The 25,458-nt window shown below is 73.6% G+C and carries 26 protein-coding genes and 1 tRNA gene; 17 read left to right on the top strand and 10 right to left on the bottom strand.

The window, feature by feature from the left end; genetic code table 11:
- Positions 1 to 28 precede the first annotated feature (28 nt).
- The 10 genes from AC1DXT_RS02120 to AC1DXT_RS02075 are packed head-to-tail and all read left to right on the top strand — an operon-like array spanning position 29 to position 10,726.
- Positions 29 to 1,183, top strand: coding sequence for an RDD family protein (locus tag AC1DXT_RS02120; protein ID WP_477059727.1), 1,155 nt, complete (start codon positions 29 to 31; stop codon positions 1,181 to 1,183).
- Positions 1,180 to 2,247, top strand: a complete 1,068-nt coding sequence (locus AC1DXT_RS02115) for a DUF6177 family protein (protein ID WP_477059726.1) — start codon at positions 1,180 to 1,182, stop codon at positions 2,245 to 2,247. The genes AC1DXT_RS02120 and AC1DXT_RS02115 overlap by 4 nt, the downstream gene beginning before the upstream one ends.
- Complete coding sequence (locus AC1DXT_RS02110; RefSeq protein WP_477059725.1) at positions 2,231 to 2,488, top strand: hypothetical protein; 258 nt, start codon at positions 2,231 to 2,233, stop codon at positions 2,486 to 2,488. The genes AC1DXT_RS02115 and AC1DXT_RS02110 overlap by 17 nt, the downstream gene beginning before the upstream one ends.
- A complete protein-coding gene (locus AC1DXT_RS02105) occupies positions 2,485 to 3,789 on the top strand; it encodes an EsaB/YukD family protein (protein ID WP_477059724.1) in 1,305 nt (434 codons plus the stop codon). Before AC1DXT_RS02110 ends, AC1DXT_RS02105 begins: the two co-directional genes overlap by 4 nt.
- A complete protein-coding gene (locus tag AC1DXT_RS02100) occupies positions 3,789 to 4,637 on the top strand; it encodes a hypothetical protein (RefSeq protein ID WP_477059723.1) in 849 nt (282 codons plus the stop codon). Before AC1DXT_RS02105 ends, AC1DXT_RS02100 begins: the two co-directional genes overlap by 1 nt.
- A gap of 29 nt (positions 4,638 to 4,666) precedes the next feature.
- On the top strand, positions 4,667 to 8,563 hold the full coding sequence (gene eccCa / locus AC1DXT_RS02095; protein WP_477059722.1) for a type VII secretion protein EccCa: 3,897 nt from the start codon (positions 4,667 to 4,669) through the stop codon (positions 8,561 to 8,563).
- Positions 8,553 to 8,933 carry a hypothetical protein gene (locus tag AC1DXT_RS02090; RefSeq protein ID WP_477059721.1) on the top strand — a complete coding sequence of 127 codons (381 nt, stop codon included), beginning with the start codon at positions 8,553 to 8,555 and terminating at the stop codon, positions 8,931 to 8,933. Before eccCa ends, AC1DXT_RS02090 begins: the two co-directional genes overlap by 11 nt.
- A complete protein-coding gene (locus AC1DXT_RS02085; protein ID WP_477059720.1) occupies positions 8,930 to 9,526 on the top strand; it encodes a hypothetical protein in 597 nt (198 codons plus the stop codon). The genes AC1DXT_RS02090 and AC1DXT_RS02085 overlap by 4 nt, the downstream gene beginning before the upstream one ends.
- Positions 9,523 to 10,269 (top strand): uracil-DNA glycosylase, encoded by a 747-nt coding sequence (locus tag AC1DXT_RS02080; protein WP_477059719.1) that lies wholly within the window; start codon positions 9,523 to 9,525, stop codon positions 10,267 to 10,269. Before AC1DXT_RS02085 ends, AC1DXT_RS02080 begins: the two co-directional genes overlap by 4 nt.
- A gap of 40 nt (positions 10,270 to 10,309) precedes the next feature.
- Positions 10,310 to 10,726 carry a VOC family protein gene (locus tag AC1DXT_RS02075; protein ID WP_477059718.1) on the top strand — a complete coding sequence of 139 codons (417 nt, stop codon included), beginning with the start codon at positions 10,310 to 10,312 and terminating at the stop codon, positions 10,724 to 10,726.
- Between the two features lie 9 nt (positions 10,727 to 10,735).
- Here the strand turns inward: AC1DXT_RS02075 and AC1DXT_RS02070 are convergent, their stop codons facing one another.
- The gene (locus AC1DXT_RS02070; RefSeq protein ID WP_477059717.1) at positions 10,736 to 11,614 is read right to left on the bottom strand and encodes a DUF2510 domain-containing protein; all 879 of its coding nucleotides are present in this window, start codon (positions 11,612 to 11,614) and stop codon (positions 10,736 to 10,738) included.
- An 80-nt stretch (positions 11,615 to 11,694) separates the two neighbouring features.
- Here AC1DXT_RS02070 and AC1DXT_RS02065 point away from each other — a divergent pair, with 80 nt between their 5' ends.
- The gene (locus tag AC1DXT_RS02065) at positions 11,695 to 12,651 is read left to right on the top strand and encodes a glycoside hydrolase family 113 (protein ID WP_477059716.1); all 957 of its coding nucleotides are present in this window, start codon (positions 11,695 to 11,697) and stop codon (positions 12,649 to 12,651) included.
- Here the strand turns inward: AC1DXT_RS02065 and AC1DXT_RS02060 are convergent.
- The 6 genes from AC1DXT_RS02060 to AC1DXT_RS02035 all read right to left on the bottom strand — a co-directional run bounded on the left by AC1DXT_RS02060 (position 12,627) and on the right by AC1DXT_RS02035 (position 16,344).
- Positions 12,627 to 13,043 (bottom strand): DUF2510 domain-containing protein, encoded by a 417-nt coding sequence (locus tag AC1DXT_RS02060; RefSeq protein WP_477059715.1) that lies wholly within the window; start codon positions 13,041 to 13,043, stop codon positions 12,627 to 12,629. The genes AC1DXT_RS02065 and AC1DXT_RS02060 overlap by 25 nt on opposite strands.
- Entirely contained in the window at positions 13,040 to 13,771 is a 732-nt protein-coding gene (locus AC1DXT_RS02055; RefSeq protein ID WP_477059714.1) for an RDD family protein, read from the bottom strand. The genes AC1DXT_RS02060 and AC1DXT_RS02055 overlap by 4 nt, the downstream gene beginning before the upstream one ends.
- A 121-nt stretch (positions 13,772 to 13,892) precedes the next feature.
- Entirely contained in the window at positions 13,893 to 14,843 is a 951-nt protein-coding gene (locus AC1DXT_RS02050) for a hypothetical protein (protein WP_477059713.1), read from the bottom strand.
- A 99-nt stretch (positions 14,844 to 14,942) separates the two neighbouring features.
- Positions 14,943 to 15,389: an HNH endonuclease gene (locus AC1DXT_RS02045; RefSeq protein WP_477059712.1), complete on the bottom strand. Its 447-nt coding sequence runs from the start codon at positions 15,387 to 15,389 to the stop codon at positions 14,943 to 14,945.
- Positions 15,390 to 15,404: 15 nt separating this feature from the next.
- A tRNA-Arg gene (locus AC1DXT_RS02040) sits at positions 15,405 to 15,481 on the bottom strand.
- Positions 15,482 to 15,609: 128 nt separating this feature from the next.
- Entirely contained in the window at positions 15,610 to 16,344 is a 735-nt protein-coding gene (locus AC1DXT_RS02035) for a TetR/AcrR family transcriptional regulator (RefSeq protein ID WP_477059711.1), read from the bottom strand.
- 112 nt (positions 16,345 to 16,456) lie between these two features.
- Here AC1DXT_RS02035 and AC1DXT_RS02030 point away from each other — a divergent pair, with 112 nt between their 5' ends.
- From AC1DXT_RS02030 to AC1DXT_RS02015, 4 genes are read left to right on the top strand one after another with little or no spacing between them, the layout of a single operon-like run.
- Complete coding sequence (locus tag AC1DXT_RS02030; protein WP_477059710.1) at positions 16,457 to 17,386, top strand: NAD-dependent epimerase/dehydratase family protein; 930 nt, start codon at positions 16,457 to 16,459, stop codon at positions 17,384 to 17,386.
- Positions 17,387 to 17,396: 10 nt separating this feature from the next.
- Positions 17,397 to 18,215, top strand: a complete 819-nt coding sequence (locus tag AC1DXT_RS02025; RefSeq protein ID WP_477059709.1) for an LLM class flavin-dependent oxidoreductase — start codon at positions 17,397 to 17,399, stop codon at positions 18,213 to 18,215.
- On the top strand, positions 18,212 to 18,940 hold the full coding sequence (locus AC1DXT_RS02020; RefSeq protein WP_477059708.1) for a GNAT family N-acetyltransferase: 729 nt from the start codon (positions 18,212 to 18,214) through the stop codon (positions 18,938 to 18,940). Before AC1DXT_RS02025 ends, AC1DXT_RS02020 begins: the two co-directional genes overlap by 4 nt.
- A 15-nt stretch (positions 18,941 to 18,955) precedes the next feature.
- Positions 18,956 to 19,753, top strand: a complete 798-nt coding sequence (locus AC1DXT_RS02015; protein ID WP_477059707.1) for a hypothetical protein — start codon at positions 18,956 to 18,958, stop codon at positions 19,751 to 19,753.
- On the opposite strand, the gene AC1DXT_RS02010 is transcribed toward AC1DXT_RS02015, so the two are convergent.
- The 3 genes from AC1DXT_RS02010 to AC1DXT_RS02000 form a co-directional block, all read right to left on the bottom strand.
- The gene (locus AC1DXT_RS02010; RefSeq protein ID WP_477059706.1) at positions 19,754 to 20,131 is read right to left on the bottom strand and encodes an SseB family protein; all 378 of its coding nucleotides are present in this window, start codon (positions 20,129 to 20,131) and stop codon (positions 19,754 to 19,756) included.
- Positions 20,132 to 20,178: 47 nt separating this feature from the next.
- On the bottom strand, positions 20,179 to 20,505 hold the full coding sequence (locus tag AC1DXT_RS02005; RefSeq protein ID WP_477059705.1) for a hypothetical protein: 327 nt from the start codon (positions 20,503 to 20,505) through the stop codon (positions 20,179 to 20,181).
- A gap of 64 nt (positions 20,506 to 20,569) precedes the next feature.
- The gene (locus AC1DXT_RS02000; protein WP_477059704.1) at positions 20,570 to 22,042 is read right to left on the bottom strand and encodes a DHA2 family efflux MFS transporter permease subunit; all 1,473 of its coding nucleotides are present in this window, start codon (positions 22,040 to 22,042) and stop codon (positions 20,570 to 20,572) included.
- A 160-nt stretch (positions 22,043 to 22,202) separates the two neighbouring features.
- On the opposite strand from AC1DXT_RS02000, the gene AC1DXT_RS01995 reads away from it, so the two are divergent.
- Both AC1DXT_RS01995 and AC1DXT_RS01990 read left to right on the top strand, forming a co-directional pair.
- A complete protein-coding gene (locus AC1DXT_RS01995) occupies positions 22,203 to 23,114 on the top strand; it encodes an HNH endonuclease (RefSeq protein WP_477059703.1) in 912 nt (303 codons plus the stop codon).
- 120 nt (positions 23,115 to 23,234) lie between these two features.
- Positions 23,235 to 25,454, top strand: coding sequence for a glycoside hydrolase domain-containing protein (locus AC1DXT_RS01990; protein WP_477059702.1), 2,220 nt, complete (start codon positions 23,235 to 23,237; stop codon positions 25,452 to 25,454).
- The last annotated feature ends 4 nt before the right edge of the window (positions 25,455 to 25,458 follow it).

Below are 25,458 nucleotides of genomic sequence, written 5' to 3'. Positions count from 1 at the left end.
CGACGTCTGCCCCCGGTGCGGATCGCGCGTGCAGCACCCGCAGGCCACGATGCCCACCGTCCTGGCCGGCACCCTGCCCGCTGCCGGGGGGTCCCGTGCGGGAGCGACGGCCGTGGACGTCGTCCTGCTGCTCGTCGCGGTCTCCCCGCTGGTGATCGGCCTGCTGAGCGACTCCGGTGCCCGTGCCGCACTGGTCGCGACGGGCGCCGTGCTCGTCGTCGGCCTGCTGCTGGCCATGTGGGTCTCGCTCGCTCGTGCTGGTCAGACCCTTGGCGGCGCGCTGCTGGGACTGCGGACCGTCGACGCGCTCACCGGACTTCCGCCCGGCACCGGCGTGGGGCTGCGGACATGGTGGCGGGACACCGTGACGCTGGACGTGCGGGCGGGTCGTGACCCGTTGCACGACATGGCGCCGGAAGGACCGCGCGAGAGCACGCCGGTCGCGGCTGGCCCCGCGACGCGGCGACCCCGCGCGGTCGGGCCGGACGTGACCGCTGCCCCTGCGGCCTCCGGTCCCCGGGAGATCGGGCCCGACGTCGCCGCCGCACGGGCGATACCGACCGGAGCCACCCGCGCCGCGCGCCGCGCGGGAGCCCCCGCCACCGGCGCGGTGCCGGCCGTGGCCGCCCAGCCGACCACGAGACCCGCGACGGGTTCCTTCCCCACCGTGCCCGCACCGCCGACCACCGGCGCGGTGCCCGCCGTCTCCACCCCGTCGACCACCAGACCCGCCACGGGTTCCTTCCCCGCCGAGCCCGACGGCTCGCGCCGCTCGCGTCGGTCGCAGCCGCCCACCGGCGCGGTCCCCGTCATCGACACCCCCGCCGCGGGCGCCCCGGCGGTGAGCGGCATGGTCCTCGTCGCCGCCGACGGCCACCGCCTCGAGGTCACCGGCCTCACGCTCGTCGGCCGCAACCCGGAGCCGGTGCGCGGCGAGGTCCCGGACCAGTTGGTCCCGCTCATCGACCTGTCCCGATCGGTGTCCAAGACGCACGCGTCCCTGCGCTGGGACGGCCGCACGCTCTGGGTCGCGGACCGCGGCTCCACCAACGGCACCACCGTGTCGATCGGCGGCGGAGCGCGCACGCTCCTGCCCCCCGGCGGCGAGGAGGCCCTGCCGGTCGGCACGTCGGTGCACTTCGGCGACCAGACGTTCACGGTCGAGGGGCCGGTGGGCATGTGACGGCTCCGCACCCCGCGATCGACGCCTCCGCGGGCGAGGTCATCGCCACCGAGACCCGTGCCGAGATCGCGTACCTGAGCGAGGCCCGCGCGGACCTGCTCGTGCAGGCGTCGGCCGCGCACCGGACCGTCGCGCTGGTCAGCGACGAGGTGACCCGGCTGACCTACCCCCTGCGCGAGGCACTGCGCGACGCCGGCGGGCGGTGGGTGGTCCGCGGGATCGACGGCACCCTGCGCGACGGGCTGGACGGTCGGCGCCTCGCGTCGGTCGCGGACGCCGCCGACCGCACGCCCCTCAAGCACGCCGACGATGTCGCCGTCCGCTTCCTGCGTCCCGTTCCGGCCGAGTCGGTGCAGCTGCTGATCTCGCAGTCGGTCCGGCACAAGGCCGCGGACACCACCCTGCTGGGCGCCACAGCCGAGCTGTTCGCGCACGAGCTGACGGGCGCGGCGCCGAGCGGGTGGGGCGCGCACGAGCCGGCGGTCAGCACGTGGGACCGCACGCGGCTGACGGAGCTGGCCCGCAGGCGGATGCCGAACGAGACGGTCGTCATGGTGGCGGGGTCGCCCGAACGGCCGCTGATCGGCACGCTCCGGACCGCGCGCACGGAGAGCGGGCTCGAGGAGACCACGCAGCTGCTCGTCGGCATCGGCGAGCCCGGCAGCGACCAGGCGCGGACCGCGATCGACTCCCTGCCGTCGGTGTTCGCGGCGCTGGCCACCCACCAGATGCCCCTGTTCGGCCTGGTCATGGGCCGGCACGGCCGTCGCGACCTCACGTTCCCGTCCGTGCTCGAGGCGCCCCCGACGCCCCTCGGCCTGCTGATGGGTCCGCCGGGCGTCCGCGAGCTGGGCCTGCCCGTCGAGGAGCTCACCGCGCGGCTCGGCGCCCGCGTGGTCGGCCGACCGCGCGTCCCCGGCCTGTACTTCCCGCTCGGCTCGCTCGATCGCGAGGGGTGGACCGCGCTCGACGCGGTGCTCGACGCGATCGGGCATGACAACGTGCGGCGCGCGCTCGGCACCGGCGGACCGTTCGAGGAGGTGCTCGATGGCCCGCGACCCTGATGCGATCCTGCTCGAGTCGGTCAAGGTGCACCGCGGCCGGCTGCGCGCGGCGTTCCTGCACGGTGACCTGCGCGACCGCCGGACCACCAACGACAACGTCCGCCGGTTCGTCGGCAGCACCGTGATCGCGGCGCTGCTCTGCGCCGGCTGCGCGGGGTACTCGTTCATCCAGGCCAACAGCGGCTCGCTGCGTGGCGGCATCGGCACCACCACTCCCTCGTCGACCGGGGGGACCCCGTGAGCACGTTCACCCGACTGACGCTCGTCGGCTCCGTCCGCCGCGCCGAGGTGGTGGTGCCCTCCGACGAGGGCGTCGCCGCGATGCTCCCGCAGCTGCTCGAGCTGCTCGGCGAGGCCCCGCGGCTGTCGCCGCAGGCGGTCGCGCTCGTGCGGGTCTCGGGCGACCAGGTGGACCTCGCACTCGACCCGGCCTCCCAGGGTCTGGCCGACGGTGAGGTCCTGCGCGTCGTGCGTGCGGCGGCCGCTCCTCCCCCGCCGCAGGTCGCCGACGTCACCGACGCGACCGCCGAGGAGCTGCGCACCCGCGCGGGCCGGTGGTCGGTGGGCACCCGACAGGCCGTGGCCGCGACGGGCGCGGGCCTCGCGGTCACCGTCAGCGGCATCGTGGCGGCCGGGCACGTGGACGCGGGACCCGCCGCGGTCGGTGTGGGGCTCGCCGCGCTCGTCCTGCTGGCCACGAGCGCCGGGCTCGGCCGCGGCGGGCAGCGGTATGCCGGTCTCGCCTTCCTCGCGCTGGCCCTCGGCTGCGCGGTGCCGTTCGGGCTGCTGCTGGACGCGAACCTCCTCGAGAGCGTGCTGGCGGCCGTGCTGCTGGCCTGGGTCGCGCTCGGTGCGGGCATCGGGGTGGGCCGTCGGGACCGCGGGGCGCTCGCGGGCGCGCTCGCGGGCGCCCTGATCACCGGGCTCCACCTCGCGCTCGGTGCGCTGGTCGACGCCGTGCACGCGGACACCGCGGTCGCGGTCGTGGCCGTCGTCGCGTGCGGGCTGCTGCCCTGGTGGGCCATGACGTCCTCGGGCCTGACCGGGCTCGACGACGCCGCGCTCGACGGTGCCGCCCCCAGGCGGACGCGCGTGCGGACCACCCTCGACGAGGCCTACCGCGGCCTCACCTGGAGCGCGGTCGCGGTGGCCGTGGCGATCGCGATCTCCTGCACGGGTCTGGTCGCGTCGGGCGACGACGGGGCCACGCTGCTCGCCGGGATCGTGCTCGCCGTCGTCGCGCTCCGGACGCGCAGCCTCCCGCTGCGCACGCAGGCCGTCGCCCTCTGGGTCGCCGTGGTGGTCCCGCTGGTGGTCGGCGTGCTCGGCCCGTGGGGTGCGCAGGAGCCGTGGCTCGCCGCGGGGATCACCCTCGGGGTCGGCGTGCTCACCGCGATCGTCGCCGGCGCGCGTCCGTCCGGTCAGCAGCGGGCGCGGCTGCGCCGGCTCGGGGACCTCGCGGAGCTCATCGGCGTGCTGGCCGTCCTGCCGGTCGCGCTCGGCGTGTTCGGCGTCTACGGCGACCTTCTGGGCACGTTCTGATGCTCGTCCGCGACGCGCTCCGGCTGGGGTTCGCCGGCTCGACGGCGGTGGCGCGCGACCTCGTGGCGGCCGACGAGGGACTGCGCCGACCAGTGTCCACGAGCCGACGGATCGCTGTCGTGCAGGCGCACGGCGGGGCAGGGGCGACGACGGCGACCGCCGGGGTCGCGTCGGTGCTCGCCGGTCGACGTCCGACCGGGGTGCTGGCCATCGACGCCGGGCACGGGAACGCGTCGCTGGCCGCCGCGTGCGGGATCGACCGACCGCTCGCGTGGGCCGACGGCCGCGCCCGGACCGCGGGGATCGCGCGGGCGGAGCAGGCGCGTGCTGCGCTCCCGCGCACCCGCGACGGGCTCGCCGTCCTGGGCGACGGGTCGGCGTCGGCACCTTGGCCCCCGCAGCCGCGGACGTGGCGCGAGGTCGTCGACCCCGTGGGCCGGTTTTTCGACGTCGTCCTCACCGACTGGGGCGTGCGCGGCCCGGACGAGCTGGCCGTGGTGGCCGGCGACCACCACGTGGTCGTCGTGGTCGCGCGCGCGGACCGGGCGGACGCCGAGCGTGGTGTCGCCCTGGCGTCGCACCTGGCGACCACGGAGCAGCGGGCACCCGCCGTCGTCCTGCTGCTGGTCGACGTCGGCGGCACCGGCGGCCCGTCTGCGACACCGGCCCGCGACGCGCTGGCCGCGCATGCCGTGACCGTCCGGAGCGTGCCCCACGACCCCGCCCTCGGTGCGGGCGCGACGTCCCCGGGGACCGACGTCCGCACGGCCTTCTCCACCCTCGGCGCGCACCTGCTCACCCTCGCGTGCGACCCGCACGCCGCCCTGACGGCCGGGGACGCGGGATGACGCGCACCCTCGTCCACCGCCCTGCTCGCGTGGTCCGACCCCTCGCCGCGCCGCCCGACGTCCCGGTTGCCGCACCGCCGCAGATGAACGACGCGGCCGGCGGCTCCGGTCTGCAGTCGATGCTCCCCGTGGTCGGTGCCGTCGGGTCCATGACGATGATGCTGGTGCTCCGCGGGAACCCGCTGTTCGTCCTGGTCGGCGTGATGGTGCTGGTCGTGGCGCTCGTCGGCGGGGTCGGCATGGCGCTCAGCCACCGCGGCACGGCGGCGCGCGGTCGGCGGCTGCAGCGCGAGCGGTACCTGGACTACCTCGAGGGCCTGCGCTCGGACCTGCGGGACGCCGAGAACGACGCGCGCGACGTGGCACGGACCGTGCACCCCGACCCGGTCGCGCTGGTCGACGTCGTGCGCGACCCGGAGCGCCGCTGGGAGCGCCGGCGGACCGATCCCGACTTCCTGGACCTGCGGGTGGGGGCCGGCGACCGGCCCTGGTTCGACCTGCGGGTGCCCGAGGACCCCAACCCGACGCAGCCGTTCGACCCCGCCATGGCGGCGGAGGCCGAGGCGGTCCGGGTCCGGCACGGACGCGTCCCGCAGATGCCGATCACCGTGCCCCTGGACCGCGTCGGCGAGGTGGCCGTCATCGGGCCGCGGGACGCCTGCCTCGCGGTCGTCCGCGCGCTCACGGTCCAGGCCGTCGCCCTGCACGCCCCCGACGACCTGCAGGTCGCCGCCACGTTCTCCGCGGACCGCGCCGGCGACTGGGCGTGGCTGGGCGCGGTCCCGCACGTCGTCGACGACGCGCTCTTCGACGGTCCCGTCCCCGCCCGCCGGGTGGCCGCGGACCTGCCCGGCCTGGTCCGCGTCGTCGGCCCCAGCCTGGTGGACCGCGCGCAGGCGGCCGCCCGGGTGCGCCGCGGCGGCACAGGCGTCGCCGCGAGCGCCGGGTACGAGTCGCGCCTGCTGGTGCTCGCGGACGGGCACGGAGCCGTCGCGGGCGTCCTGCCGCCGGTCGACGCGGCCCTCGGGCTGGCCGACCTGGGGGTCACGGTGGTGCACCTGCTGGCCGACCGGCTGCACGAGCCGTCGGACACGGCCCTGCGCCTCACGGTCGACGAGGACGGCACGGTGACCATCGAGGACCTGCGCGACGAGCACCCGGTGCCGGTCGTTGCGACGGTCGACGACGTCTCCGTCTCGCTGGCCACCGGCCTGCTCCGCGCGCTGGCCCCGCTGCGCCTCACGCTCGACTCCGTCGGCGGCGGCGGTCCCGCGGCCGCGGTCGGCACCGACGAGCTGCTGGGCGTCACGGACGTCACGGCCATCGACGTCGGGCGCACCTGGGCCGGCCGGTCCACCCGTGACTTCCTGCGCGTGCCCATCGGGGTCGACGACACCGGCTCGCCCCTGCTGCTCGACCTCAAGGAGTCCGCGCAGCTCGGCATGGGACCGCACGGGCTGTGCGTCGGCGCCACCGGGTCCGGCAAGTCGGAGATGCTGCGCACGCTCGTCGCGGCGCTGGCCATCACGCACCCGCCCGAGGACCTGTCGATGATCCTCGTCGACTACAAGGGCGGCGCCGCGTTCGCGCCGTTCGCCTCCTTGCCGCACGTGGCCGGGATCATCGACAACCTGGCCGACGACGCGGGCCTCACCGAGCGGGCGCGCGCGAGCATCGCCGGCGAGGTGGTGCGCCGCCAGCAGGTGCTGCGCGACGCGGGCAGCTCGCCGTCCATCACGCACTACCGCGAGCTGCGCGCGCAGCAGCCGGACCTGCCGCCGCTGCCGCACCTGCTGCTGGTCATCGACGAGTTCGGCGAGCTGCTCACCGCCGACCCCGACTTCGTCGACCTGCTGCTCACCATCGGGCGCATCGGCCGGTCGATCGGGATGCACCTGCTCCTGTCCAGCCAGCGGATCGAGTCGGGCCGGCTGCGCGGGCTGGAGACGTACCTGTCGTACCGGATCGGGCTGCGGACGTTCTCCGAGGCGGAGAGCACCGTCGTCCTGGACACCCCCGACGCGTTCCACCTGCCGGCCGTCCCCGGCTACGGCTACCTCAAGGTCGACACCACCGTCTACCAGCGGTTCCGCGCGGGCTACGTGTCCGGGCCCGTGCGCTCGGAGAGCGTGCAGGAGCCGGAGGTGGACGAGGAGCTGCACCGGCCGCTCGTGCTCCCCGTGCACCACGGTGTGCTCGCCGCCAACGGCATCGAGACCGGTGGCGGCGGCGAGGTCGAGCTGGTCCGGCCGTCCGTCGGCGCGTCGATGGTGGACGTCATCGTCGGGCAGCTGTCGGGCCTGGCGACGCCCACGCGTCCGGTCTGGTTGCCGCCGCTGCCGTCGCGCCTCCCGCTCGGACGCGTGCTCGGGACGCAGCACCCACACCTGTCCGTGCCGATGGGTCTGCGCGACGACCCGGCCAAGCAGCGGCAGGCGCCGTGGCTGCTGGACCTGACGCGCGCGGGCGGCCACGTGGCCATCATCGGTGCCCCGCAGACCGGCCGGACCACCCTGCTCTGGACCCTGGCCGCGGGCCTCGCCCTCACGCACACGCCGCGGCAGGTGGCGGTCTACGGGATGGACCTCGCCGGCGGCGGGCTCGCGCGGATCGAGGGGTTCCCGCACGTCGGCGGCGTCGCCACGCGAGCCAGCCGCGACCGGCTGCGGCGGCTGCTCGAGGAGCTGCACGGCATGCTCGCGCTGCGCGAGCGGGTGTTCGCGGACCACGGGATCGACTCGCTGGCCATGCTGCGCGCCGAGCACGCCGCCGGGCGCACGCCCGAGCTGGCCGCCGCGGACGTGGTCCTGCTGGTCGACGGCGTGGGCGCGCTGCGGTCCGACTTCGAGGAGCTCGACGAGCCGTTCTCCGACCTCCTCGCGCGCGGCAGCGGGTTCGGGGTGCACGTCGTCGCGACGATGACGCGCTGGAACGAGCTGCGGATGCAGGCCCAGCCGCTGGTCGGCACCCGGATCGAGCTGCGCCTGAACGACCCGGCCGACTCCACCGTGGCGCGCAAGCTGGCCGCGACCCTGCGCGCCGACCAGCCGGGCCGCGTGCTCACCGACGAGTCCCTGTTCGCGCAGGTGGCGCTGCCGTTGCTCGACGACGGGGACTCCGACGAGGTGGGAGCGTCGCTCCAGGCCCTGGCGCGCAGCACCGCGCAGGAGTGGGCCGGCCCCGCGGCGCCGCCCATCCGCCAGCTCCCCGAGGACCTCGACCCGGCCGAGCTGCCCGACGCCCTGGACGAGCCCGACCTGGTGCCGGTGGGTCTGCGCCAGGACACGATGGGCCCGTTCCTGCTCGACCTTGCCGGCCGCGACCAGCACCTGCTCGTGCTCGGTGACCCGCGCTGCGGGAAGACCACCCTGCTGCGGACGATCGTCGCCGGGCTGGTGGAGCGGGCGACCCCCGACGAGCTGGTCGTGGCCCTGTTCGACCCGCGCGGCGGCCTGGCGGACCTGTGCCCCGAGGAGTACCTCGGCGGCCGCGCGACCAGCGGCCCGCTCGCGCTGCAGCTGTCCACCGCGGTCGCCGCCGAGCTGGCCAAGCGGACCGACGGCAGCGCCCCCGGCCCGCGGATCGTCGTCGTGGTCGACGACTACGACATCCTCGCGTCGGGCGGCACCGACCCCCTGCGCCCGCTCCTGGCCCATCTGCCCGCCGCGCGCGACCTGCGGCTGCACGTCCTGCTCACCCGCCCGGTCGCGGGTGCCTCCCGCGCGCTCTACGACCCGGTGCTCCAGGCCATCCGCGACACCGGCGGCAGCGGGCTGCTCATGGCGGGCGAGCGCTCGGAGGGTCAGGTCTTCCCCGGCACCTACGCCGAGCAGCTCCCGGCCGGCCGCGGGCGGCTGCTGCGCCGCGGCGAACGGCCCACGCTCATCCAGGTCGCACACACCCCGGAGGTGCTCGGTGCCCCGTGAGATCGTCGTCCTCAGTCCCACGCCGCCGGACGCGCGCGCCCTGGTCGAGGCGGGGGCGTCCGTGGACCCGGAGCTCGGCCTGCGCACGCTGCACGGTGGCGCGGTGCACCAGGTGGTCCGCGCCGACGGCGGCGAGGGGCGCGCGGTGCTGAGCATCCACCAGCCACTGACCGTCCAGAACGCCGCCGAGATCCGTCGGCTCCTGCCGTCCGTGCGCCAGCTGCCGACGTGGGCCACCGACGGCAGCCCGCTGTGGTGGGTCGAGGCGCTGGTCCCGTGGAACGCCGAGGACGCCCGCACCGGCCTGGCCGTCGTGCAGGAGATGACCGCTCGCCTGGGCGGGCTGTGCGTGGTCCAGGACGGCGAATGAGCCTCGACCTGCTGGCCCCCGAGGCGCACCGCTGGCTGACCGGCCCGGTGCCGGACGGCACGCGCGTGGTCGTGGCCGGCGTCGCGGGCGGGGTCGGCACGACGACGGTCGCGGCGCTGGTCGGGCGGATGCTGGACGGCCGCTGCGCCCTGCTCGACCACTCCGGGGGCACGCTGCACGCCCGCGCCGGCTCCACCTCGTCGCGCGGACCGGTCGTCGTGCACGACCTCGGCCCGCACGCCCTGGCCGGCGAGAGTCCCGCGCTCGAGGACCCGGGCGCGGTGGTCGTCCTGGTCTGCGCGAGCCACACGGCCGGCCTGGCGGCGGCGGTGCGGGCGTTCGAGACGCTCGAGCCGCGCTCCCCCGGCCTGCACGGGCGGGCGCTCATCGTCCCGGTCGCGGTCTCCGGGCCGGGGCTCGGTGCACGCGAGCTCTCCGGTCCGGTGCCCGTCCTCGGCCTGCCCCGCAGCCGCGCCCTGGCGGCCGGCGGCGTCCTGCCGCCCCTCGAGCGCGACCTGCGGGCCACCCGGGCGGCGGGCGTCGTCGGCGCCGAGGTGGTCCGTCGCGCCCGGTGGGTGGCGACGGTCGGATGACCCCCGCCGGCGTGCCGACGACGCCGGACGACGTCGTGCGCGCCGCGGCGGCCGCCCCTGACCTGGCGGCGCTCGACGCGGTGGTCCCCACGTGCCGGGCGTGCCCGCGGCTGGTCGCCTGGCGCGAGCTCGTCGGCGTCGAGAAGCGGGCAGCCTTCCGCGACGAGACGTACTGGGCGCGGCCGGTCCCCGGCTTCGGCGACCCGGCCGCGGCGGTGCTCGTCGTCGGCCTGGCCCCCGCCGCGCACGGCGCCAACCGCACGGGCCGGATGTTCACCGGCGACCGGTCGGGCGACTTCCTGTTCGCCGCGATGCACCGCACGGGCTTCGCGTCGCAGGGGACCTCGGTGTCCCGCGACGACGGCCTCACCCTGACCGACATCCGCGTGACCGCCCCGGTCCGGTGCGCCCCGCCCGCCAACGACCCGACCCCGCAGGAGCGGCGGACCTGCGGGCCGTACCTCGCGCGGGAGCTGGAGCTGGTGCGGCCGGGGGTCGTCGTGGTGCTGGGCGCGTTCGGGTGGCAGGCCCTGCTGACGACGCTCACCGAGCAGGGCTGGGCCGTCCCCCGGCCACGACCCCGGTTCGGGCACGGCGTCGAGCTGACCCTCGCCGGACCGGGTGGCGCCACGGTGGTGCTCCTCGGCTGCTTCCACGTCAGCCAGCAGAACACCTTCACCGGACGGCTGACCCCGGCCATGCTCGACGCGGTCCTGCTGCGCGCCCGGACCCTCGCGGGGTGACGTCGGGGGCTGTCGGCGGCCGGGACTAGCGTCGGCGGACATGGAGATCTCGTTCGTCGCGGGCTTCGGCCCCATCACGCGGGACGCGCACGTCGCCCGCTCGTTCTGGGGCGACGGCCTCGGCATCGCCCTCGAGGAGCCCGCGCCGGGGTACCTCACCAGCGACGACCTCGAGGGCGTCAAGGCGTTCGCCCTGTGGCCGATCGCGCAGGCGGCGCAGTCGACGTTCGGCACGCCGGACTGGCCCGCGGACCTGCCGACCCCGCAGGCCTGGATCGAGTTCGACGTCGCATCCGTCGCCGCGGTCCCCGAGGCCGTCGCGGAGCTGACCGCGAAGGGGCACCGGCTGCTGAAGGGCGCCACCGAGGAACCCTGGGGTCAGACGACGGCGCGCCTCCTCAGCCCCGAGGGCCTGCTGGTCGGCGTCACGTTCACGCCCTGGATGCACACGGGCTGAGCGGCGCGCTCACCCGAGCGAGGGGTCGGGGGCGAGGCAGAGGTAGAAGCCGGTGCCGTCGGCCAGGTCGAGGACCGAGTAGGTCTGCGCGGGACAGTCCGACCCGTCGCTCTCGAGGGTGACGAGCGTGCCCACGTACTCGTGCGCGGTCTCGCACCGCACCTGGAGTGCCTGGGCGTCGCCCGTGCCCTCGACCGTCCAGCACGAGCCGGCGATCGCCGGGCCGAGCGGAGGGAGCGACGACGCGCGCGCCACCTGCACCACACCGACGACGGCCAGCAGCGCGGCGAGCCCGGCGGCACCGAGCACGAGCGACTTGCCCGCGGCCGACCACGGGGTCCCGCCCTTGTCGACCATGACCCGGTACGACTTGCCGGCGCGAACGAAGGCGACGGCCGCCGAGATCAGCCCGCCGGTCGCGATGTAGCTGCCGCTGCTCCCCGAGACGCCGAGCTCCAGGGCACGTGCCCGGGCGATCGCGACCGCCCCGCCGACCACCATCGCGACGATGCCACCCACGAGCGACCAGGTCGTCGCCCGGCGGGCCGAGCGGACCGCACCCTCGTCGACGAGTCTCCCGAACGGAAGGGCCGTTCCGTAGGAGGTGCCCGGCTGACCCGGGGCCCCGAAGGACTGTCCGAAGGGCGCGATGGTCTGCCGCGGCGTCTCGAAGCCGGCGCCGAAGCCGAAGGTCATGGGCGTCTGCACCCCGAACCCCACCGGCTGGCCGAAGGCCGCATCGTGCGCGTAGGCCGCTGTGGGGACGGGCGCGGGAGGAGCGAGCGGACGCGTCGTCTCGGTCCATGCAGTCCCGTCGAACCACCGCTGGACGCCGGGCGTCACGCCGTCGTCGTACCAGCCTGCTGGATGCCCGCTTCCTCCGGTCACCTCACCCCTTCGGCAGATCGACCCACGAACTTGACCCGACCCTTTGTTCACTCGGCGAAGAAAGTCGGTAGGCTGCTCTCGTGATCACTGGAGATGACCTCGGCTACGTGGCGGGCATGACGTGGGGCTGGACCGGCGTGCGGGGCACGTGGGGCGGACCGGAGGCCGAGCGGTCGATGGACCTGATGGTCGAGCGGCTCGGGGTGACCTGGACGGCGGTCACGTTCGGTGCGCTGCAGGACACCGCACAGTCGACCCAGATCCACTTCCGCGAGCAGCCGACCGTCACCGACGACGAGGTCCGCTGGGCCATCCGGGCGGCCAGGGCGCGCGGCCTCAAGGTCTGCCTGAAGCCGGTGGTCAACGTCCGGAACGGGACGTGGCGCGCGCACATCAACTTCTTCGACATCGACGTCCCGCCGGAGCCCACGTGGTCCGAGTGGTTCGCCTCCTACACCGAGTTCATCGTCCACCACGCGCGCATCGCGGCCGAGGAGGGCGCCGAGATGCTCTGCGTCGGCTGCGAGATGGTGCAGACGGACCGCCGCGAGGCCGAGTGGCGTGCGCTCGTCGCGGAGGTCCGCGCGGTCTACCCCGGCCTGGTCACCTACAACTGCGACAAGTACCAGGAGGACCACGTCGGCTGGTGGGACGCGGTCGACGTCATCTCGTCCTCGGGCTACTACCCGGTCGACGACTGGGAGAACCAGCTCGACCGCATCGAGCCGGTGGTCGCCGCGCACGGCAAGCCGTTCTTCTTCATGGAGGCCGGCTGCCCCAGCCGCGTCGGCTCCCCCGCGCTGCCCAACGACTGGGCGCTCCCCGGTGCCACGTCCGAGCAGGCGCAGGTCGACTGGTACGAGGCGGCGTTCGGGGCGTGCGCGCGCCGCGACTGGGTCCGCGGCTTCATGCTCTGGGACTGGCCGGCCCGGTTGTACGACGAGGCGGACGCGGCGGCGAACGACGACTACTGCATGTTCGGCAAGGCCGCCGAGAGCGTCGTCCGTGGCGCCTATGCGGCCGTGTTGACCAGGTAGAGAACGCAGAAGACGCAGCCGAGCACGCCGCCGACGATGCCGAACACTGCGCGCCCCGACCCGTGCCCACCGGTGCGGGCACGCCGCAGGCCCAGCACGCCCACCACGACCGCCACCGGGGCGAGCGGCCAGATCAGCAACGCCAGGAGGCCGAGGTAGCCGGCCAGGATCGACTGCCACGAGCGGCCGACGGGCAGCAACCAGTGGAGCGTCTGATCAGGTGCCGTGATCCCCGCGGGGTCGCCCACGGGCGCCGGGGGCCACGGGGCCGCCACCCTCGCGCCCGGCGCGGGCGGCAGCGGCGCGACGTGCGGGGTCCAGCTCGTGCCGTCGTACCAGCGCAGGACGCCAGGCGTGGCGCGGTCGTCGTACCACCCGGGAGCCGTCGTCATCGCACCGAGACTGTCTTGACGATCTTGTCCGCGAACGTCTGCCGCTTCGCGTCCCAGAGCGGGAACCAGAAGCCGAGGCCGAAGATCCAGCAGTCGAGCCAGTGCGCGAGGTCCCGCAGCAGGGCACGCCAGACTCCGACGTTCTCCCCCGTCTCGTCGCGCGCGAGCCGCAGACCGACCACCTTCTTGCCCCACGACTGACCAGTGCGCGACTGCTGGAAGCCCCGGTTCCACACCCAGAGCGCCAACGAGACCAGCGCGCCGATCGCCAGCGCGGCCGAGCCGGCCGGCGTCGAGACGCTCGTCGGCTGACCGAACTGGTCGTACCCGGGCGTCGACAGCATGCCGGAGACGAACGCACCCACCCAGTACGGGATCACCCCGAGGAGGTCGAGCAGCATCGCCGCGACGCGCAGACCCCAATGCGCGTACGTCGGCGCCGACGCGAGCGGGTAGCCGTATGTCGGGGCGGCGTACTGCGGGCCGGCCGGGTAGCCGTAAGGCGGCGCCGCGGGCGTCCCGTAGGACGCGAACGCGGGGTGCTGCGCCTGCGGGGCACCGAACGGGTCGGCCTGGAACGGCGGTGGTGGAGGCGTGCCGTACTGGTCACCCGTGTACGGCGGCGGCGTGCCGTAGGCGTCGCCCTGCGGCGAGTAGGCGGGAGCGGCGAAGCTGCCGGGCTGCCATCCGGCGCCGCTCGGCTGCTGGTACGGGTCCTGGTTGCTCACGGCGCTCCTGGTGTCGGTCCCGCGCGCCGGGGTCCGCGGCGGTCTGCGCTGGACATCGACGTCTCACCCGCTCCGCGTGAGCGTCGACGGATCACGATCTGACGCATCACCCGATCGGCTCTCAGGCGCGGACCAGCTCCTCCTCGACGACCCGGAGGTAGCGGGTGGCGCCCTGCCCGTACAGGACTCTGGCCGACACCCTCTCGTGGCGGTGCACCGGGATCAGCACGCGATGGGTCAGGCGCGCGCCGATGGGCAGCGGCTCGACCACGACCTCGCGCTCCCACGCGTGCTCGGGCACCCCGGAGAGGCTGCGCAGCACGATCGACCGGCCCGGACGCAGGCCGACGACCTGCTGGAACGTCGCGGCGCGCCCCCCGCCGACCCTGTCGACGAGCACGCAGACGAGCTCACCGACCTCGCCCCGCCGGGAACCCGGCACCGTGAAGCTCACGGCCGACGGGTCCGACGACTCGAGCGCGACCCTCTCCGCATCGGCGACGAGCTCCCAGGCGTCCTCGGCCGACGAGGCGATCTCGATGGCGGCGGTGACCTCGATGTCGACGATCGATCCGCCGTCCGCACACCGCGGCACGCACGGAGCGTCGACCTCGGGGGCGACCTGCCCGGTCATGCACGCGGCGATCCGGCCGAGGTGCTCGACCAGCGCGGCCGAGAGGCGGGGCCGTAGGGCCTCGACGTGCTCGGGGTGCGTCTCGGCGGCCACCTCCCACGTCAGCTCGCCGTCCGCGACGGTCACGGTCTCCCGGTGGCCGTGGCCCTCGCTCAGCACCCGCACGACGAGGCGGACGCCCTCGACACGCTCGACCGTCTCGCCGAGCACTCCTTTCCAGGACCCGTCCCCCTGTCGGACGACCGTGCACAGGACCTCACCGACCGCGCCCGCCGGCGTCCCGGGGACCACGAACGACCGGACGTGCTGGGCACCGAGGATCGCGCCTTCGTTCCCGGGGTCGGTGACGAAGGCCCAGATCTCCGCCGCCGTCCGCGGAACGGCGACCTGCTCGCACACGTGGGCCGTCACCAGCGGGCGGCGCAGATGAGCCTGCACCTTCCGCCGGTGACGCCACGCCTCGACCGCCGCACGGCCCCCGAACCACCTGCGTGCGATCCACTCGTTCACCCTGGACGAGTCGACCAGGTGGACTCTCTACTTGAGCAGCTCGAGGTGCGACGGCACGCGCGGCTCGAACCGCAGCCGCATCCCCGCCTCCGTAGGCGTGCGGTCGCGCTTGCGGTGGTTGCAGGCCGCGCAGGCGGCGACGGTGTTCAGCCACGAGCTCGCGCCGCCGCGGCTGCGGGGCAGCACGTGGTCGACGGTCAGCGCGCCACCGGTGCCGCAGTACGCGCAGACGTGCCCGTCGCGGACGAGCATCCCTGCACGGGACCACGTCGGCACCCCGCCCCGGTGGCGCCAGCGCATCTGCACGTAGCGGACCAGGCGGAGCACCGCGGGGAGCGGGTACGGGCCGAACGTGCGGCCGTCCACGGCCTCCTCGACGACCGCGACGCGGCGGTGCAGCATGCGGACGGCGTGCGCGAGGGAGACGCGGTGCAGCGGCTCGTAGCCCGCGTTCAGGACGAGTACTCCCGCCATCGTCGTTCCTCTCGGTGGTGCCCCGCGCTGGAGTCGAACCAGCAGCCTCCGGCGTCGTAGGCCGGCACTCTGTCCTGTTGAGCTAGCGGGGCGGATCGGTGTGTGGTCGCGAGCGGAGGAGTCGAACCTCCCGGGGCGGGGCTCATCGACCCGCCGGCGACCTGCGCCCGCGGCGACCAGGGTGCGCGCCGGGGCCGCGATCCGGCCAGTGATTTCCCGGTCAGTCGAGCGAGATCCGCAGCCCGACGCCCGCGGCGGCCGTGGCGATCGTGACGTCGAAGACCAGGGCGGGGTCGGCGGCGACCCGGTGCAGGTGGCCGAACAGCTCGACGGAGATCGCGCCGACGAGGGATGTGAAGAGGGTCGCCGACCGCGTGGCCACCCGGGCCACCTCGACGGGCACGGCGGCCGGATCGGGGAAGCCGGCGAAGGCGTAGACCTCGGGTGTCATGCGACCGACGGGGTCGAACGCAGGGCCCGCCGGGTCGAGCACGCCGTCCCCGTACGCCTCCAGCAGCAGCCCGACGAGGACCGCCCACACCCGGACCGCGGAGCGCACGGTGTCGTCGGGGGCGCGGTAGCCGCGGACCGGCGTGCCGTAGATGAGCTCGAACGAGTACGGCTGCTCGAGCGCCCACCGCCGCACGGCGCGCGCGACCTCGAGCCACGCCTGAGCGGGGCCGGCGTCACGGGCGCCGGCAGCGGCCTCCTCGGCGACCTGGCCCACCGCGTCGTACGCCTCGATGATCAGCAGGGTCAGCAGGGCGTCGCGGGAGGGCACGTACCGGTAGACCGCCGACGACGCCATGCCGAGGTCCCGCGCGACTGCGCGCAGGCTCAGCGCCGCGGACCCTTCGCTCTCGAGCCGGGCGCGGGCCGCGGCGAGCAGCTCGGACATGAGCTCGGCCCGGGCCCGCTCCCGTGCGCGCAGGGGGGCGGTCGTCGGCTCGGTCATGGCGTCAGTGTGCCAGAACTGCGAGCAGTGCTCTTGTTCTCGTCGCAGTCTTGTGCGAGCATTGCTCACATCACAGAGCACTGCTCGCACTTCGATCCTGGGAGATCTCGCCATGAGCCGCCACGTCATCGTCGGCAAGGGTGCTGTCGGCACCACGCTGGCCCACCTTCTCGCCGCCGAGGGCGCCGACGTCCTGGTGCTCAGCCGCTCCGGCGGAGCCTCCGCCGGCGGCATCACGCACGCGGCGGTCGACGCGACCGACGTCGACGCCCTCGCGGCGGCGGCCCGCGACGCCGAGGTCCTCTACAACTGCGCCTCGCCCGCCTATCACCGCTGGCCCACCGACTGGCCGCCGCTGTGGGCGTCCCTGCTCGACGCAGCAGCCCGGACCGGGGCGGTGCTCGTGACCGCAGGAAACCTCTACGGCTACGCCACCCGCGGCGCCGTGATGACCGAGGACTCGCCGCTCGACGCGACCGACTCCAAGGGTGCCGTCCGCGCGCAGATGTGGCGCGAGGCCGAGGCCCGGCACCGCGCAGGAGACCTGCGGGTGGCCGAGGTGCGCGGGGCCGACTACCTCGGCCCGCTCGCGGACTCCCAGGCGCTCGCCGGGCCGCGGTTCCTCGAGCCCCTCCTGGCCGGCAAGGTCGTGCGGCCGGTCGTCGCCGTCGACCAGCCGCACAGCTGGACCTACCTGCCCGACTTCGCGCGCGCGCTCGTCGCCGCCGGCGCGACCCCCGACGCCTGGGGGCACGGGTGGCACGTGCCGACCGCGGAGCCGTTGACGCTGCGCGAGCTGGGCGCACGGTTCGCCGCGCACGGCCCGGCTCCGCGGATCCGCCCGATGCCGGCTGCGGTGGTGCGCGCGCTGGGACTCGTGTCGCCGCTGCTGCGGGAGGTCGCCGCCGTCTCCGACCACTTCACGCAGCCCTACGTCATGGACACCGCGGCATCGTCACGCGTGCTGGGACTCGTCGCGACACCGTGGGACGTCGCGATCGCCGAGACGCTCGGCCGGACGGCTGTCGGAGGCCGGGCGTAGCGTCCGGTTCATGAAGTTCGGTGTCACCGCCACGTGCGGATCTGCTGCCCAGAACATCGAGATGGCGGTCGCCGCCGAGGAGGCCGGCTGGGACGGCTTCTTCGCGTGGGACGGCATCGCCATCGGCCCGATGGACACGTTCGACCCCTGGACCCTGCTCGGGGCCGCGGCGGTGCGGACCAGCCGCCTCACGCTCGGCGCCATGGTCTTCTCGCTGCCGCGGCGCAAACCGTGGGAGGTGGCCCGGCAGGCGCTCACGATCGACCACCTGTCCGGCGGCCGCCTGGTGCTCCCTGTCGGCCTCGGCGCCATCGACGACGGCGCGTACAGCCGGGTGTCCGGCGAGCACGTCGACGTCAAGGAACGAGCAGCGCTCCTCGACGAGTCCCTCGCGATCCTCGACCTCGCGTGGACCGGCGAGAAGTTCAGCCACGAGGGCACCCACTACCAGCTCACGGACTTCGAGTTCCAGCCTCGGCCGGTGCGCGGGACCATCCCGGTCTGGGTGATCGGCGCGTGGTTCGCCCCACGGTCGATGCGTCGCGCCGCCGGGCGCGACGGGGTGCTGCCGGTCCGGCGGGAGAACTCCTTCGACCCGCTCGGCCCCGACCAGCTCCGCGAGATCAAGGCGTGGGTGACCGAGCAGCGCGGCGGCGACCCGTTCGAGCTGGTGGTCGAGGGCGTGCTGCCGACCGACCCCGCCGAGGCCGCGGACAAGATCGCCGCACTCGAGGACGCCGGCGTCACGTGGTGGATCGACTCCAGCTGGGACTTCGACACGGTCACCCCGGACGGCCTGCTCGAGCGCATCCGACGAGGCCCCGTGTGACGGTGACCGTCGCGGACTGCGAGCGGGTCCAGCTCAGCTGGTTCCAGCTGCGCGCCGAGGTGCTCGGCGGCGACACGTGGGAGGACGACGGGCTGGTCTGGGCGAACGGCGACCTCATGTTTCCCCGGGTCATCGACCCGGCGGCACTGGCACGCGGCGTGGAACGTGCGCGGGCCAACGGAGCCGCAACCGTCGGCGCGTGGCTCGGGCTGGACGTCGACCCTGCGCCACTGGCCGCCGCCGGGTTCGAGCGCGGCTGGGAACCGTGGTGGATGGCCGGGCCGGTGGATCTCGGAGGCATCCTGGCGGACGCGCGCGTCGAGCTGCAGGCCACGACCACCGACTACCGCGGGATGCACGCCGGCTACGCGGCCGAGCTTGCGATGGCGCGGCTCCGTCCCGCTCGGGCCTGGTACGCCGCCGCCTACGACGAGGGCCGGTTCGCGGGCCGCGCGTGGTCGCACCGGGTCGGTGACCTGGCGGGGGTGTTCGACGTCGACGTCTGGCAGCCGTTCCAGCGGCGCGGACTGGGCACCGGACTGATGCAGGCCGTGTGCTCCGCAGCGGCCGGCGCCGGGGCGCGGACGGTGGTGCTGAACTCCACGCCGGCAGGGGTCCGGCTCTACGAGAAGTGCGGTCTGGAACGCATCGGGACGGGCATCACGTGGTGGTTGCACCTGCCGATCGGCGCCGGAGGTCCGCTGGGTGCGTCACACTCTCTGTAGAGACGAAGGAGCACCATGCTGACATGCCCGGTCTGTACGTCCGGAGAGCTCGAACTCGTCGAACGGTTGGCGGACGATCGCCGCATCATTCGATGCACCGCGTGCGCGCACCAGTGGACCCGTGGGGAGTCGAAGGCGCAGGCCGCCCTCCCGGCCTCGTCGGCCGACCTGCAGGCGCGGTTCCCGGATCGTTCCGCGGTCGACCCCGCCCGGCTGGAGCAGGTGGCTGCGCTCGCCGCGGCGACCGCACCGACCGAGCCCGGCTTCGACTGGTCGCACTACCAGCAGGTGTTCAGCCGGGACGAGGTCGCCGACTGCGACCCCCGCGACCTCCTGTCGTTCGTCAACGAGACCCCCGGCGCCACCAACGCGACCACCGCGTCGTTCAACCGGGCGTGGAAGTCGATGGGCGAGCGTGAGGCGTCGGCCCGCACGCGCAACACCATCCGCTACCTGCTCTACGGGCCCGCGACGGTCCCGCTGCCCGACCGGCTCACGCGCCTGATCCTGGGCCAGGGCGGTCTGGGGATGACGGGCTTCAAGGAGCCTGCGCTGACCCGCGTCCTCGTCGCCACGTCGCCGGACGCGTACCTGCCGATCTCGACGTACGGCGGCGCGCGCGGCGGCAAGAAGGAGATCGCCCAGCGCGTCTACGGGCTGACTCTTCCCGAGGTGGCCAAGGAGCAGTTCACCCTCGGGCGGCTGATCCTGTGGAGCAACGACCTGCTGGTGGACCTGGTCGAGGACGAGTTCGACGACCTCACCCAGGCGGCCGCGTTCCTCACCAGCGTGAAGGTGCCTGTCCCCGCCTGATCACTCGTCGTGTGGCCGCGCCAGCTCCTCGCGCAGCGTGGCGACGACGTCCGGTCCCAGCTCGAACCCCTGCGAGCTGCCCGGGTTGATCACGATGCCCACGTCCGCGGGCATCCGCAGCAGCACCTCGCGCACCGGCATCGTCACGGCCTCACCGCCGAGGCGGCCTTCGTCGTGGAACCGCTGCACCGACGAGAAGGCCACCAGGTGGTGCGCTCCGTCGCGGTGCACGATCGCGGGGATGAACCCCTCGAGGTGCTCGCCGACCGGTCCGCCGCTCGGCACGGCCAGCTGCTCGTAGGCGAACCGCGTGAGCAGCTTGGCGCCGTCGATCGTGCCGGGCGCCGCGGTGCGCAGCGCCTGGTCGAAGTCCTTCATCGTGGTGCTCCCTCGTCGTTGCGGGCGAGGGTCACGCTACCTGCGGATCAGAGCGTCGCGAGCCGGAACAGGCTCGGCGTGACGACCTCGAGCCGCAGGACGTCGAAGCCGGTGTGGTGCCGACGCCCGACGACGTGCCGCGACCACGCGAGCTCCCGGCACAGCTCCGGCGTCGACCACACCTGCCCGTTCGGCCAGCCCGGCGTGTCGAGCCGGACCCCCATCACCTCGCCCATCACCAGCACCCAGCGGGTGTCCGGTCCGTCCGACGCCTCCCCGATCGGGTGCGCCACCGCCCACACGGTGGTGCCGACTTCCGGCTGGTGGTCGTCGGTCGCGGAGTAGAGGCGGGGCACGTCCAGCGCGATGGCCATGGCACCCAGTGCACTCCGGCGACGTGGCCGCCAGGTGGCGTCTCGTCGACGGTTCGGCGACGACTCACTCCGCGGGCGGCGGCCCGCCGTGCGCGTCGACCTTGCGCGGAAGCACGAACACCAGCGCGAAGGCGACGACGGCCAGTGCGGCGCTCACCGCCATGGCGTGCGCGGCGCTGTCGGTGAACGCCTGCGCGATCTGCGCGGGGTCGTTGCTGGTGATGACGAGGGTGCCGAACAGGACGCTGCCGATGACGGCGATGCCGATGGCCGACCCGACGCGCTGCATCACCCCGATCACCCCGCTGGCTGCACCCGCCTCCGAGCGGTCCACGGTCGCGACGATGAACTGCGCGTTCGGAGCGATGAACAGCCCGCTGCCGATGCCGCCGATGAGCAGGGGGACCAGGAGCTGCCAGTGCGTGAGGTCGGCGGCGGGCACCTGGCGGAACACCAGCCACACCCAGACCAGGCCGACCGCGACCATTGCGGTGCCGACGACGAGCACGGTGCGGCCCAGCCGCTGCGAGAGACGGTTGCTCTGCGACGCCCCGATGATCGACCCGATCGCGAACGGCACCGCCACAAGCCCGGACTCCAGCGCGGTGTGCCCGAGCCCCGCCTGCCAGAGCAGCGAGATGGTGAAGAAGATGGACGTGAACGCGGCGAAGTAGACGAGCGCGAGGATCGTCCCGCCCGTGAACGCCGGGTGCGAGAACAGGTGCGGCGGCACCATCGGGTTGTCGTCCTCGATGTGCTTCTCCCAGAACGCGAACGCCACGATCAGGAGCACGCCCACCGCCAGCGTGACGAACGTCCACGCCGGCCAGCCCTTGTCCTGTCCCTCGATCAGCGGCACCAGCAGCGCGATCAGCCCCGCGGTCACGAGCGCCAGGCCGACGAAGTCGTACCCGGGCTTCTGCTTGCCCTCCGCGCCCGCCGGCAGGATCTTCGCCGCGGCGACCAGGGCGAGGACACCGATCGGCAGGTTGACCCAGAAGACGAGCCGCCAGCCGTTCTCGTCGCCGAACGCCTCGATGATCAGCCCACCGAGGATCGGCCCCAGTGCCGTCGACACCCCGATGACCGAGCCCATGATCGCGAACGCCTTGCCGCGCACCTGCGGGGGGAACAGCAGCTGGATCATCGCCGTCACACCCGGCACGAAGATGCCCCCGGCGAGCCCCTGCACCGCCCGCGCGACGATCAGCTGGAGGCTGTCCTGCGCCAACCCGCAGAACGCGCTCGCGACCGTGAAAAGCAGCAGGCCGGTGAAGAACACCCACTTGTGGCCGACCCGGTCACCGATCCGCCCCGCCGGGATCAGCGCGATGCCGAACGCGAGGGCGTAGCCGCTGATGATCCAGCTGAGCGTGGCCTCGGACGCGTCGAGGCTGAGCCTGATCGTCGGGAGCGCGACGTTGACGATCGTGGTGTCCAGCAGGGCCATGAACATGCCGGCCATGAGGACGATGAGCGCGTTCCACGCGGAGCGCGGGACGGCGGGGGGCTGGCGGACAGCCGTGGCCTCGGTCATGAAGGGACCCTTCGGGCTGTTGGGCTGTGGAGTGCGAATGCGTTGCTGATCATCGCAGCGAGAGGCGGCCGCCGCCCTCCAGAGCCCCCGAACCGTCGGTGTCGCGGGCCACTCACAACCAACCTTGCGTTTTGCGTTCAGTTACTGCTCAGCTGATCCGGTGGACACTGCCGTCGAGAGCGCCCTCCGTATGCGGATCTTCGATTGGGTGCGTGAGCGCGCAGACGCCAATGGTGGGTTTCTGCATCGACACGAGCTCTTGGACTTCACGATCGATGGCAGGGAGCTGCCGATCATTGACTTCTCGAGGGGTATCCGCAATCCGCGTGAGTTCTCGTCGACTCTGGCAATCGTGGCCTCTGCCAGCGGCCCGTACGACGACACTGAGAGCCAGACCGATGGCCTCCTGCATTACGCGTATCGGGCAGGTGACCCAGCTGGTGGGGACAACCGGAAGTTGCGTGCTGCCATCTCCACTGGACAACCACTGATCCTCTTTCGCAAGGAGATCGCCAACTACTACACGCCGGTCATGCCGGTCTATGTGGTCGATGACGATCCCGTGAGGCGCTCGTTCACCATCGCCTTGGACGAGGCATTTCGCTTCATGGGATCGACGCGGGACCTTTCAGACCCACAGCGGGCTTACGCGCTGCGACTGGCTCGCCAACGCCTGCACCAACCCGCTTTCCGGACTCGGGTTCTCCTCGCCTACGAGACGACCTGCGCGGTGTGCACACTTCGACACGGCTCTCTCCTTGACGCCGCGCACATCGTGCCGGACACGGAGGCGGGAGGCGTTCCGACGACGTCCAACGGGCTTGCCCTCTGCAAGATCCATCACGCCGCGTACGACCAACAGATGCTCGGCATCTCCCCCGACTACAAGGTGTCGATCGATAGGGACCTGCTCCTGGAGATCGATGGCCCGATGCTCCGACACGGTCTGCAGGACATGCATGGCCGCAGCCTGACCATCCCGAAGAAGGCCAAGGATCAGCCCGATCGCACCCTGCTCGCGTGGCGATGGGAACGGTTCGAGGCTCACGCTGCGCCCGCGACCTCTGGCTGAGTTCGATCCCGAAACCCCCCCGCAACACTCCGCACGTACCGTCCCCAGAACCAGGGCATGGACGCAGGCGTCTCCCGCACGCGACCCTGTCCCCACCCGGACGAGCGCAAGGAGCGGCGGATGTTCGAACGCGTCGACCCCTTCATCGGCACGGAAGCCACGAGCCTGCCCGACCAGCACGGCCTCGCAACGACGTGGTGGTGGCCCAAGCCGCAGGTCGGCAACACCCACCCGGGTGCCACGTACCCGCTCGGCATGGTCAGTGCCTGCGCGTACAGCGGCGCGTACCCGACGGGCTACGGCCGCTACGACCTCGGCACCGAGGGCCTCCCCACGGAGATGCACGAGCGCCAGGTGGCCAGCGGGTTCACGCACTTCCAGCAGTCCGGCACGGGCGCGATTCGCAAGTACTACAACTACTTCCGCGTCACCCCGATGCTGCAGCCCCTGGACGGCCTCGGTGACCTGTGGGAGATCGTGGACGAGGCTGCGGAGCCGGGCTACTACGCGGYCACGCTCGAGTCGGGCATCCGCGCGGAGATCACCGTCGGCCCCAAGTCGGCGGTCCACCGGTACACGTTCCCTGCGCACCGCGACGCGCGCCTGGTGATCGACTTCTCGCTCGGCGGTCTGACCATCCCCTACGGCCGCACGGTGCCGCTGCGGGCGCACCTGCACTCGATCAGCCCGGGGATCGCGCAGGGCGAGATCGTCGTCGAGGGTGCACCGCTGGCCATCCACGTGGAGTGCGACGACCCGCGCTGGCGGCAGATGCTCTGGTACGACCGTCGGCTCATGCCGGGTGGCACGCGGCTGGACTTCGACCGCATCCGGCCGACCACCCTGAGGCCGTTCGGGCTCATGTGGGCCGGGCCGTCCGAGCCCGGTCAGGTGGTGGAGCTGCGGTTCGGGTTCTCGCTGCGAGGCGTCGACCAGGCCCGGGAGAACCTCGAGCGCGAGTGCGGTCCGGGGCCGTCCAGCTTTGCGACGAGGCGCGCGGCGACTGCGGAGAAGTGGCAGGAGAGCCTCGGCAAGATCCGGGTGGACACTCCGTCGAAGGACAAGCAGACGGTCTTCTCGACTGCGCTGTACCACTCGCTGATCAAGCCGTGCCTGGCCCTGGACGAGTCGCCGTTCTGGCCGACCGACGGCCCGTTCGCGTTCGACATCGCGACCATGTGGGACATCTACCGGACGCAGCTCCCCCTGCTGACAACGCTCATGCCGGACAAGGCCGTGGAGCTGGCGAACGCGCTCCTGTACATCTCCGAGGAGGAGGGGAACCTCCCGATCGGGTACCGGATGGCCCGCGGCGCCGACCAGTTCAGCCGGCAGGCGAGCGCGCTGGCGCACACGTTCCTGTCCGACCTGTGCCAGCTGGGCCTGCCCGGGATGGACTGGGACTGGGCGCTGGTGCACATGCACAACGACCTGCGCCGCACGTACGGCGAGGACTTCCTGCTGCGCGGCAAGGTGCACCCGATCAGCCACACGCTCGACCTGGCGTTCGGGTACTGGTGCACCTCGCAGATCGCGGCGCACGTGGGCGACCCGATGCTCGTCGAGCAGTTCACGCCGCTGGCCGCGCGCTGGGTCAACGCGTTCGACGAGGAGACCGGCCTCCTGCAGGACTCCACGTACTACGAGGGCGGGCGCTGGAACTACTCGTTCCGGCTGCTGCACGACATGGCCGCGCGCATCAAGCTCTCTGGAGGCGATGACGCCTTCGTCGCGCAGCTCGACCAGTTCTTCGGCTTCGACGCCCCACCCGTGACGCAGCCGGGGCTGCGGCCGGACCTCGAGGAGATGGCGGCCGGCTACGCGCTCAACCGGTTCGAGGGCCTGAACAACGAGCCCGACATGGAGGCTCCCTGGTCCTACCACTACGCCGGCCGGCCCGACCGGACCGCCGAGGTGGTGCAGGCGATCGTGCAGAACCAGTTCGGCGTCGGCCGCGGCGGGCTGCCGGGCAACGACGACTCCGGCGGGTTGAGCTCGTGGTTCGTGTGGGCGTCGCTGGGGATCTTCCCGGTGGCCGGCCAGAACCTGTTCCTCATCAGCGCGCCCGCGTGGCGGGAGTCGAGCATCGAGGTCGGCGACCGCAACTTCGTCATCGAGACCTCAGGGTTCATCGAACCGACACCCGACGGACCTACGCAGTATGTACAGTCCGTCCACCTCGACGGTGAGCGGCTCGATCGCACGTGGCTGACCGGTACCGAGCTCCACCGCGGCGGACGCCTGCACCTGGAGCTCGGTCCGACGCCCAGCGCCTGGGGCACCACCGTCCGGCCCCCGTCCGTCAGCACGACCCCCCCGTCCACCGCGCTGCGGCGCTGACCCC

The organism is Cellulomonas sp. P1_G12_2 (assembly GCF_056405535.1).
The sequence above is the reverse complement of the archived record's forward strand: the minus strand, read 5'-3'. Positions and strand labels throughout refer to the sequence as shown.